This window comes from bacterium, assembly GCA_016873475.1.
GTDB lineage: Bacteria > Krumholzibacteriota > Krumholzibacteriia > JACNKJ01 > JACNKJ01 > VGXI01.
In genome coordinates this window covers 1-10000 of sequence record VGXI01000003.1, presented here as the reverse complement: position 1 = coordinate 10000, position 10000 = coordinate 1, and the positions used below count along the sequence as shown (strand labels likewise).

Sequence of the window (10000 nt, the reverse complement as noted above, 5' to 3'; positions counted from 1 at the left end):
GCTGCCCTTCCAGCTGATCGACTGGGCGCCCGCGAGTCTGACGCTCATCCGGCAGAGCAACCCCGAGCTCATGCTCCTGGCCTACATCGATCCTGTACTGATCACGGACAACCTTGGTCCGGACGATACGCCAGGGACCTTGCGGCACGACTTCGTCAGTGGGGTCCATTCGGAGTGGCTGGCTCGCAACGAGATGGGCCAAGTGATCTCGTTCTGGGAGCATGCGGAGCACGTCAACATCACTGCTGTGTGTCCGACCGTGAACGGTGAGCGGTTCCGGGACTACTTCATTCGCTTCGTCAGGGAGCGCTTCTTCCCCTTGATCGAAACCGGCGTGATCGACGGCGTCTTCCTGGACGAGATGAGCAACGGCGGCTACCTCTGGTGGGATCCGCTCTTTGCGGGGAGCTTCGACTACAACAACAATCAGATCGCGGATCTCTACGAAGCCGGCATCGGCAGTGCGGGAATCCAAGCCTGGCTGACAGAGTCGATGGCCATGTTCGCGGATTCGCTGGCCGCCCAGCTCCCACCCAGCACCGTGATCATGGGCAACAACTCCAAGCCGCGTCATGATGCTCTGCATGGGAAGCTCTATGAGGCTTTCCCGGGAAGTCCCGGCGAGGGCTACTTCGACGGGACTCTCATGGACCTGGACATCTGGAACTCCCTCGAATTCGGGACGAACCTGACGTCCGTGAACGGGCTCTACCCATTCCAGGAGGTCGGCGGCAGTCCCTTCGACATGCCTCCCTTCCGCTTCCGCTACACCGGCAGCCTGCTCAGCGACAACTACTTCAGCTACGACTTCAGCACCTTCGACCACTACCAGGTCACATGGTACGATCTCTTTGATTTCCAGCTTGGACTGCCTCTTGGCCCCCGCTTCACCCTCAACGAGACGCCACTTTTCGTCGACGTCTTCGAAGGCGGCATCGGACCCCATGTCGCGCCCTTCGCGCCTCACACGGCGGTGAGCATCACGAGCGAGCCAGGTCTCGTGCTCCAGGGCGCGAGTTCCCTGCTTGCGACCACCAACGCCGCAGATCCGTTCCCGACGCTCTTCTACGTCACGCCCACCGGCGGTTTCCTGCCCGACACGAGCTACGTTTTCTCCTTCCGCTATCGGATGCTCGACGTGGCGCTCGGCGAGACGCAGCTCTTCTTCAAGAGTGCACCTGGAGGCCTGACGACAACCACCCTGCGCGCAGAGGCCGGTGCCGAGGGGTTGTATCGCGGCAAGCTCAATCTCGGCTCCGCGACGAACTACACCGTGCGGCTCGTTACGCGCGGCATCGTGAGCATGGTGATCGACTCCTTGAGCGTTGTACTCGGCGATGGTGGGCTGCTCGCGCGCGAGTACGAGAACGGACTCGTGGTCTGCAATGCGTCCGAGGCGGACCAGGTACTCGCGTACGACGCGGACTGGACACTCCTGCCGGGCGATGATCAGGCTGCGGACTTTGCGCCCTGGCTGGGGGGGAGCGCCATCACGGTGCCCTACGAGGACGGTGTGGTCTTCGCGCGGGGGGAAACCGCGAGCGACGAACTGCCCGCAGGGATGCGCAGCCAGATTGCGCTCGGACCTCCCTACCCCAATCCCGGCAATCCAGGAATGACGCTCCACCTATCCGGCGCTCCTGGGCTCAACGTGCGACTGACCCTGCACGACGTGCAAGGGCGAGAACTCGCGGAGCTGTGGGCGGGTGTCCCTGGACCGGATGGCAGGTTGCTGGTCTTCAGTAGCGGAGACGGCAGCCTGCCGCAGCTGGCCTCAGGTGTTTACTTGCTGAGGGCGGCCGGGGGCGGCACGCAGCAGGCCCGTCGCTGGCTTCTCCTGCGCTAGTCCGAGCGAGGCGGGAGAGCTAGCGCCAGCTGCTGGATGCGGACCGGACAGGTCCCGCACGGCGGGGGGGCGCTCAGGCTCGCCGCAAGGATCTCAGGAGATCAGGGCGCGACTATCGAGGCTGCCCCGCGCCCTGGCAATTTCCCGGCTCGTGTGGTCGATCACCGTGCGCAGGATGCTCTCGAGGTTCATCGTCGGCCGGTAGCCGATGGCGCCATGGATCTTCTTCAGCGAGGGCAAGCGATGCATCATGTCCTCGTAGTTGGCGCTGTAGGCCTTCTCGTACGGGATGTACTCGATCTTCGAGCGGCTGCCCGTCATCAGCTTCACCTTCTGAGCCAGCCCCTCAATCGTAACCAGCTCGTCGTTGCCCACGTTGAAGACCTCGCCCTCGGCGGCTTCCGCCTCGCTGAGGTCGACGAGGGCCTTCACGACATCACCGACGTAGGTGAAGCTCCGACTCTGCTTCCCGTTGCCGTAGACCGTGATCGGTTCTCCCTGCAGAGCTTGACGAATGAAGCGGGGGATCACCATCCCGTAGCGACCGGTCTGCCGGGGGCCGACGGTGTTGAATAGGCGCGTGATGACGACCGGCACCTGCGTCTCCTGCCGATAAGCAAGGGCCATGAACTCGTCCAGGGCCTTGGAGTAGGCGTAGCTCCAGCGGCCGATCGTCGTCGGGCCGTAGCTGCAGTCGTCATCCTCGGTGAAGGGCAGCTTGTTGTTCTTCCCGTAGACTTCGCTCGTCGAGGAGATCACGACCTTGCGGCCGTGCCGGCTGGCATAGCGAAGCACGATCTCGGTGCCCTGGATGTTCGTCTCGATGGTGGAAACAGGCTTCTCGATGATCAACTTGACGCCGACAGCCGCGGCGAGATGGTAGACGACATCCGCCTCCTGGATCAGGCGTTCCATCAGGAAGGGGTTGAGGATGCTATCGACGGTGAGCGAGAAGCGGGGGTGATCGGCGAGGTGCTCGACGTTCTCGAGCCGTCCCGTAGAGAGATTATCGATTGCATGAACACGATGGCCCTGCCCGAGCAGGTACTCACACAAATGTGAACCGATGAAGCCCGCGCCACCGGTGACCAGGTACTTCACCTACGCCTCCATCTGCAAAGCGGCAACCGCCAGGCTGCGTTCGTAAGCGGTCCTGACGCGCAGGCTGGACTCTCGACCCGCGGAGGGCGAACCATCGGAAAAGACGGCGAAAAGTCCCATAGCCCCCAAAGAGCGTCAAGCGCTAAGTTCACCCACTGCGGCAGGTACTTCCCAGACGCAGGCAGGGTCTGCCGCGCCGCGCATGCGCACAACGCACCGCAGCGCGTCGCTCGGTCGCAACCTCGTCAGCAAAGCAAGGGCTTTGCCAAGGGAACCCGTTGGATGTGCTTGCGGAGCACTCTTCTAGCCTGGCGCTCCGGCGAAAGCAGTGGGGCTAGCGGGCCTCCAGGGCAATGGTGTTGACACTCACGGGTGGGCGATGTACGGTGCCGCACATCGTGGAAGCAGTGTAAACGTATCCGGCCGGCGGAACCAATGCAAGCGTCTTTCTCCCTCGGAGCCTTGCTCGGAATCCTGATGCGCCGCCGGCGCTTGATCCTCCTCGGAACCGCCGTCGCCACAGCGGTGGCTATCCTCCTGGCGCTGTTCGTGTTGCCTCGCCGGTATGCGGCGACGGCCAGTCTCCTGCCCGAGGCGGAATCCTCGGTGTCACCTCTCGGGGCCCTGCTCGGCCAGGCGGGGCTGCCCTTCGGACTGAACCTCTTCGGCGAGGGGGGCTCCAACGAGGTCCAGCGCGAGATCCTGGCCAGCTACAGCGTCTGCCAGCGGGTCGTCGACACCCTCGATCTCTACACCCCCTACGATCTCACCGCGCTTCGTGGGACCAACCCCGAGGCCGCCGAGCAGGAGGCCGTCGCCCGGCTGCAGGAGGCTCTGGCGGTGGAGATCGACGACGCGAGCCGGGTCTTGCGCGTGACCGCGACCGCACCGACGGCGGCGCTCGCGCAAGGGATCGTCCGACAATTGATCGTCGAGTTGGACCGCTTCAACCAGGAGGCGCTGCGCGAGCAGGGCGGCCGCAAGGAGCGCTTCCTCGCCGAGCGGCTCGGGAACGCCCAGACCGAACTCGCGCGCGCGCGCCGCGCCCTGGCGGACTTCTCCGCCCAGGAGGGAGTCGTCCACCTGCCCGCGGAACTCGAAGCCGAGCTGGCGCTGGTGGGCGAACTCAATCGCCAGCTCGTTTTCAAGGAACTGGAGCGGGCGGTGCTGGCGGCTGACGCTGCGCCCGACGCGCCGGCGCTCCGCTCCCTCACGGCCGAGATCAGCGCCCTCCGCAGCCAGCTCGCGACGCTCGAGGCGGAGGGGCGAGGCTTGCCGCAGCGGATCAAGCCCCTGCGCGAACTCCCCGCCCTCGCGCTCCGCTACTACGAACTGCGCCGGGAACTCGCCATCCAGGAGGAGATCGCCAATCTGCTGGTGCAGCAGCTCGAACAGGCGCGCTTGCAGGCCGCCAACACCGTGTCCACCCTGCGCGTTCTCGATCCGCCGCGCGAACCGACACTCCCCGTCGCGCCGCGCAAGAAGCTCGTGGTCGCAGGCACCGCCGCGATCGCCTTCCTCGTCTGCTGTCTCTGGGCGTTCTGGCTGGACTTCCTGGAGCGCATTCGCCTGAACGACGAGGGCCGTTGGGAGGCCTGGCAATGGCTGCCAGGCGCTCTGCGCAGCCGCCGTGCCTGAAGAACAACGGGAGGACTCCGTCATGGATCCGCAGTCGCCCTCTACCGCGCCGGAAATCGCTCGCGCTTTCAGTGCCATCCCGCGCGTCTTCACGGCGCCGGGCAGCGTCGCGGCGGACATCAAGGCCGGTCTCGCCTGGTGGCCCGGGCTGGTTGTGTTGATTGTCCTGACGCTCCTGGCCGGAATCCTGCTGTACCCCCTCCAGCGCGACCTGATGATCCTCGACGTCGGGAGTGGCCAGATGGAAGGCGCCCAGCTCGATGAAGGCGGCGGCCTGCCGGCGCCCCTGCGTTGGAGCCTGATCGGCGGCACCATCGGCGGTCCCTTGCTCGGCCTGCCGGCGGTGCTCCTGATCGTGAGCTTCTTCTACTGGCTGGCCCTGATGATCACCTTCGGGGGCGCCCCCTACCGGCGCCTGTTCACGCTGACAACGTACACGAGCTTCATCGGCATCGCCTACCAACTCATCAACACGCTGTACCTGCGCTTCGCCGGCCTGGAGCTGAACTCGATGAAAGACCTGCAGTCCAGCTCCCTAGAGTTCAGCTTGGGTGCACTCGTTTCCGGTGAGGGCTTCCTCGCCAACTTCCTCGACCAGATCGGCGTCTTCCCGCTGTGGACTCTGTGGGTCTTCATCGGCGGCGCGGCGCTCCTGATGGAACGACGGCGCAGCGCCGTGACGCCGCCCATCGTCGTCGTCTTCCTGATCGGATCGGTGGTGGCGGCCTTCTTCACCACCCTCGGCTCCCGTTTCGGCGGCTGAGTCGCCCCCGGCATTGCGGCATCCCGGACCAGCCCTCTGTTGACAGGGCGTTGGCCAGGTGTTAGCTTGGCTAGGTTGTTTTCCCGCAACCGTTTGAACCCCGACATTGAGGACTTTCCCACCGGCGGTGGGCACTCCTTCGGCAGGAGGGCGGATTGGTGAAGAGCTACGGCCCCGACGACATCAGGAACATCGCCCTCTTGGGGCACCAGAGCAGCGGCAAGACGAGCCTCGGCCAGGCGATTCTCTACGTGACCGGCACTCTCAACCGTCTCGAGCGCGTCGAGGACGGCAATAGCTGCCTCGACTTCGAGGAAGAGGAAGTCGAGCGCAAGATGTCCCTCAACATCGCCGCCGGCTACGGGGAGTGGCGCAAGCAGAAGATCAACTTCCTGGACACCCCCGGCTTCGACGACTTCACCGGCGAGCAGCTGGCCGGGCTCACGGTCGTCGAGGGCGCCGTCGTCGTCATCAAGGCGGACAGCGGGGTCGAGGTGGGCACGGAGAAGATCTGGGAACTGCTCAACGAGCGCGCCTTCCCGCGCCTCATCTTCCTCAGCCGCATGGACAAGGAGCATGCCGACTACCCGGCGACCCTCGCGCAGATCGGGGAGCTGCTCACCGGCGCCAGCGCGGTGCCCCTCCAAGTTCCGCTCGGGCAGGGGGAGCGGTTCCGGGGCTTCGTCGATCTCCTCCACCTGAAGGCCTACGCCTTCGACGCCAAGGGGGCGCCGACTCCCGCCGAAGTCCCCGCCGAACTCCAGGAGGAGGTCGATGCCCTGCGCAGCGCCCTCGTCGAAGGGGCCGCCGAGGCCGACGAGCAGCTGATGGAGAAGTTCTTCGCCGAGGGCACGCTCACCGACGAGGAGATCATCCGCGGGCTCTCGACCGGCGTGCGCGCCGGCACCCTCGTGCCGGTGCTGGTCGGCGACGCCCACAGCGGTCGCGGCGTGCGGCCCCTGCTCGACGCGATCGTCGACTTCCTGCCCTCGCCCGTGCAGCGGCCCCTGACCCTGGCGGACGGCGGTGCCCTCGCGGCCAATCCGGACGGCAAGCCGGCCGCGATCATCTTCAAGAACACCTCCGAGATGAACCTGGGCGATCTCTACTTCCTGCGCGTCTTCGCGGGCAGCCTCGAGTCCGGCAAGGACGTGCACAACCTGCACGCGGATGCCCCCGAGCGGCTCAGCCAGCTCTACGTTCCTGTCGGCAAGAACCGCACCGAGGTCGAGCGGCTCGGCGCCGGCGAGATCGGCCTGGTGATGAAGCTCAAGCACAGCAAGGTCGGGGATTGCCTGGGCAGCAAGGGCGATGCGCCCTGGACCAGCATTCCCTACCCGCGGCCGAGCATCGAGATGGCGATCGAGTCGATCAACAAGGCGGACGACGAGAAGATCGGAACCGGTCTCGGCCGCCTCTCGCGCGAGGATCCGACCTTCAACGTCCACTTCGACGGCGAGATCAAGCAGAACCTCATCGCGGTCCAGGGCGACACGCACATGGATGTCGTCCTCAGCCGCCTTAAGCGCAAGTTCAAGGTGGCGGTGGCGACCGAAAAGCCGCGCATCGCCTACAAGGAGACGATCAAGAAGCTCGTCGACTCGCACTACCGGCACAAGAAGCAGACCGGCGGCCGCGGGCAGTTCGGCGACGTCTACATCAAGTTCGAACCGCTGCCGCGCGGCGGCGGCTTCGAGTTCGTCGACGGCATCACGGGCGGCGTGATTCCGGGCAAGTTCATCCCGGCCGTCGAAAAGGGCGTGCGCGAGGCGATGGTGGGCGGGGGCGTCTCGGGCTACCCGGTGGTCGACCTGAAGGCGACGCTGCACTTCGGGTCCTACCACAACGTCGACTCGGACGAGCACTCCTTCAAGCTCGCCGGCGCGATGGCGCTCAAGGAGGGCATCCGCGAGGCCGGCGCCGTGCTGCTCGAACCGATCCAGGCGCTCGAGATCAAGGTGCCCGACGAGAACCTGGGCGACATCATGGGCGACATCTCCGGCCGGCGCGGCAAGATCCAGGGCACGGAGAAGAAGGGTCGCTACCAGGTCGTCAAGGCGACGGCGCCGCTGGCGGAGCTCTTCAAGTACGCCACCCAATTGCGCTCGATCTCCGGCGGCCGCGGCAGCTTCACGATGGTCTTCTCGCACTACGAGGAGATGCCGCACGAACTGGCGCAGCGCGTGATCGACGAGGCGCAGGCCGCCCGCACGGAGTCCTAGGGGCGGGTCGAGGAGGTCAGGATGTCGGGCCATTCCAAGTGGTCGACGATCAAGCACAAGAAGGCCCGCATGGACGCCCAGCGGGGCAAGGTCTTCACGAAGCTGATCAAGGAGATCACCGTCGCCGCGCGCACGGGCGGCGGCGACGAGGACATGAACCCCCGCCTGCGCACGGCCATCCAGGCCGCGAAGGCCGCCAACATGCCCTCGGACAACATCAAGCGCGCCGTGCAGAAAGGCACGGGCGAGCTGGGCGGCGTCGAGTACCTGGAGATCACCTACGAAGGCTATGGCCCGGGCGGCGTGGCGATTCTGCTCGACACGGTGACCGACAACAAGAACCGCACGGCGGCGGCGGTGCGCCACGTCTTCAACAAGTACAACGGCAAGCTCGCCGAACCGGGCGCCGTGGCCTGGATGTTCGAGACCAAGGGCGTCATCGAGGTCGCCAAGGCGGACGGCGTCGAGGAGGAGGCCCTGATGCTCGCCGCCCTCGAGGCCGGCGCCCAGGATCTCACGGACGAGGGCGAGGTCTTTCGCATCCTCTCCTCACTGGAGTCCTTCAGCGCCGTCCAGCGCACGCTCGAGGCCAGCTACCGCTTCGCCAGCGTGGGCATCGAGAAGCTGCCGCAGAACACGGTGGCCGTCGACGAGAAGGACGCGCCGGGTCTGCTCAGGCTGATGGAGATGCTCGAGGACCTGGACGACACGCAGAAGTTGACGGCGAACTTCGACATCGACGACGATATCCTCGCGCGCATCGACACCGACTAGGGGAGGCCGGCCCTGGCCCGCATCCTCGGCATCGATCCCGGCATCCGGCGCACCGGCTACGGCGTCGTCGAGAGCGCCGGCGCGGAATGGCGTGTGCTGGCGGCCGGCCTGATCGCCCCGCCGCCGGCGGCGCCGCTGCTCGACCGCCTGCTCGAGATCGAGCGCGGCGTCGAGGCCCTCATCGCCGAGTGGCGGCCGGAGAGTTGCGCCGTGGAGAACGTCTTCTACCACCAGAACCCGCAGAGCACCCTGACGCTCGGCCGGGCGCAGGCGGCGGCCATGCTCGGCGCCGCCCGGCGCGGGCTGCCGGTGACGCTCTACAGCCCGGGCGAGGTCAAGCAGGCGCTCACCGGCGGCGGCCGGGCGGCGAAGCAGCAGGTGCGCTTCATGGTCGAGCGCATCCTCGGCCGCCGCTTCGCGACCGCGGAGGCGGACGACCTGACGGACGCCCTGGCCGTCGCGCTCTGCCACGGCGGCCGCGCCGCGTCGCCGCTGGCGCTCCTGGCCGGGAAGGGCGCCTGAGATGCTCGACGCCCTGACCGGCCGCCTGCTGGCCTGCGAACCGGAGCTGCTGATCGCGGTGGGACCGCTCAGCCTGCGCCTGGAGGCCTCGGCGCGCACGCGGGCGGCGCTGCCGCCGCCCGGCGCCGAAGTGACGCTCTACGCCGAGCTCGTCGTGCGCGAGGAGAAGCTCGAGTTGCTCGGCTTCGCCCGCGCCGAGGAGCGCAGCCTCTACCGGCTGCTGACCGGCGTCTCCGGCATCGGCAAGCGCCTGGCGCTGGCGATCCTCTCGGCGCTCTCGCCGGGGCAGGTGGCGCAGGCCGTCGCGGCGGGCGACGAGGCGCCCTTGGTCGCGGTAAGCGGCGTCGGGCGCAAGACGGCTTCCCGGCTCCTGCTCGAACTCAAGGGGCGCCTGGACGAGTTCGCGCCGGCGCTCGCCGAGCCGCCGCCCCCGGCCGGCGAGCCGCGGCGCGAGGAGGCCCTGCGCGCGCTGCTCGCCCTCGGCATGAGCAGACCCAGCGCCCTGCGCGCCCTCGCGGAGGCGGGCGAGGCGCCCCAGCCTGTGGAGGACCTCATCCGCCGCGCGCTCGCCGCCGCGAGCGAGCGCTAGGCGCTGCGGCGCAAGGAGCAGTGCGATGAACGGCAGCGCCCCGCGCATCAGCCATCCCGGCGCCGACGGCCTCGAGCGCCAGGAGGAGCGCGCCCTGCGGCCGCGTCGCCTCGCCGACTTCGTCGGCCAGAGCGCCGTGAAGGAGAACCTGCGCGTCTTCATCCAGGCCGCGCGCGCTCGCGGCGAGGCCCTGGACCACGTGCTTCTCTACGGGCCGCCCGGATTGGGCAAGACTACCCTCGCCGGCATCCTTGCCGGCGAGCTCGAGGTCGGCTTCAAGGCCACGAGCGCGCCCGTCTTCCAGACGGCCGCCGAGCTGATCGGGGTGCTCACGCACCTCGAGCCCCGCCAGGTGCTCTTCCTCGATGAGGTGCACCGCCTCAGTCGCGTACTCGAGGAGCACCTCTATCCGGCGATGGAGGACTTCCGCTGCGAGCTGGTCGTCGACAGCGGGCCCAATGCGCGGCACTACAGCCTGCAGCTGCCGCCTTTCACGCTCGTCGGCGCCACCACGCGCGCCGGCATGATCAGCGCGCCGCTGCGCA

The 10000-nt window shown here is 67.3% G+C and carries 9 protein-coding genes (1 of these 9 cut by a window edge); 8 read left to right on the top strand and 1 reads right to left on the bottom strand.

Annotation, left to right across the window (positions count from 1 at the left end; translation table 11 throughout):
* On the top strand, positions 1 to 1846 hold the 3' portion of the coding sequence (locus FJ251_00575) for a hypothetical protein (GenBank protein MBM4116237.1). Its footprint begins 182 nt before the window's first position; the window shows 1846 of its 2028 coding nt (coding positions 183–2028); its start codon lies off the left edge, out of view; it ends in the stop codon at positions 1844 to 1846.
* A 93-nt stretch (positions 1847 to 1939) separates the two neighbouring features.
* On the opposite strand, the gene FJ251_00570 is transcribed toward FJ251_00575, so the two are convergent.
* Positions 1940 to 2947: an NAD-dependent epimerase/dehydratase family protein gene (locus FJ251_00570; protein MBM4116236.1), complete on the bottom strand. Its 1008-nt coding sequence runs from the start codon at positions 2945 to 2947 to the stop codon at positions 1940 to 1942.
* Positions 2948 to 3382: 435 nt separating this feature from the next.
* Here FJ251_00570 and FJ251_00565 point away from each other — a divergent pair, with 435 nt between their 5' ends.
* The 7 genes from FJ251_00565 to FJ251_00535 all read left to right on the top strand — a co-directional run.
* The gene (locus tag FJ251_00565; GenBank protein ID MBM4116235.1) at positions 3383 to 4585 is read left to right on the top strand and encodes a hypothetical protein; all 1203 of its coding nucleotides are present in this window, start codon (positions 3383 to 3385) and stop codon (positions 4583 to 4585) included.
* Positions 4586 to 4607: 22 nt separating this feature from the next.
* On the top strand, positions 4608 to 5348 hold the full coding sequence (locus FJ251_00560; protein ID MBM4116234.1) for a hypothetical protein: 741 nt from the start codon (positions 4608 to 4610) through the stop codon (positions 5346 to 5348).
* A 155-nt stretch (positions 5349 to 5503) separates the two neighbouring features.
* The gene (locus FJ251_00555) at positions 5504 to 7570 is read left to right on the top strand and encodes an elongation factor G (protein MBM4116233.1); all 2067 of its coding nucleotides are present in this window, start codon (positions 5504 to 5506) and stop codon (positions 7568 to 7570) included.
* A 21-nt stretch (positions 7571 to 7591) separates the two neighbouring features.
* Positions 7592 to 8344, top strand: coding sequence for a YebC/PmpR family DNA-binding transcriptional regulator (locus FJ251_00550; GenBank protein MBM4116232.1), 753 nt, complete (start codon positions 7592 to 7594; stop codon positions 8342 to 8344).
* 12 nt (positions 8345 to 8356) lie between these two features.
* On the top strand, positions 8357 to 8866 hold the full coding sequence (gene ruvC / locus FJ251_00545) for a crossover junction endodeoxyribonuclease RuvC (protein MBM4116231.1): 510 nt from the start codon (positions 8357 to 8359) through the stop codon (positions 8864 to 8866).
* 1 nt (position 8867) lies between these two features.
* Positions 8868 to 9455 carry a Holliday junction branch migration protein RuvA gene (locus tag FJ251_00540; GenBank protein ID MBM4116230.1) on the top strand — a complete coding sequence of 196 codons (588 nt, stop codon included), beginning with the start codon at positions 8868 to 8870 and terminating at the stop codon, positions 9453 to 9455.
* A 25-nt stretch (positions 9456 to 9480) separates the two neighbouring features.
* The coding region (locus FJ251_00535; GenBank protein ID MBM4116229.1) for an AAA family ATPase at positions 9481 to 10000 on the top strand (520 nt) is incomplete at its 3' end.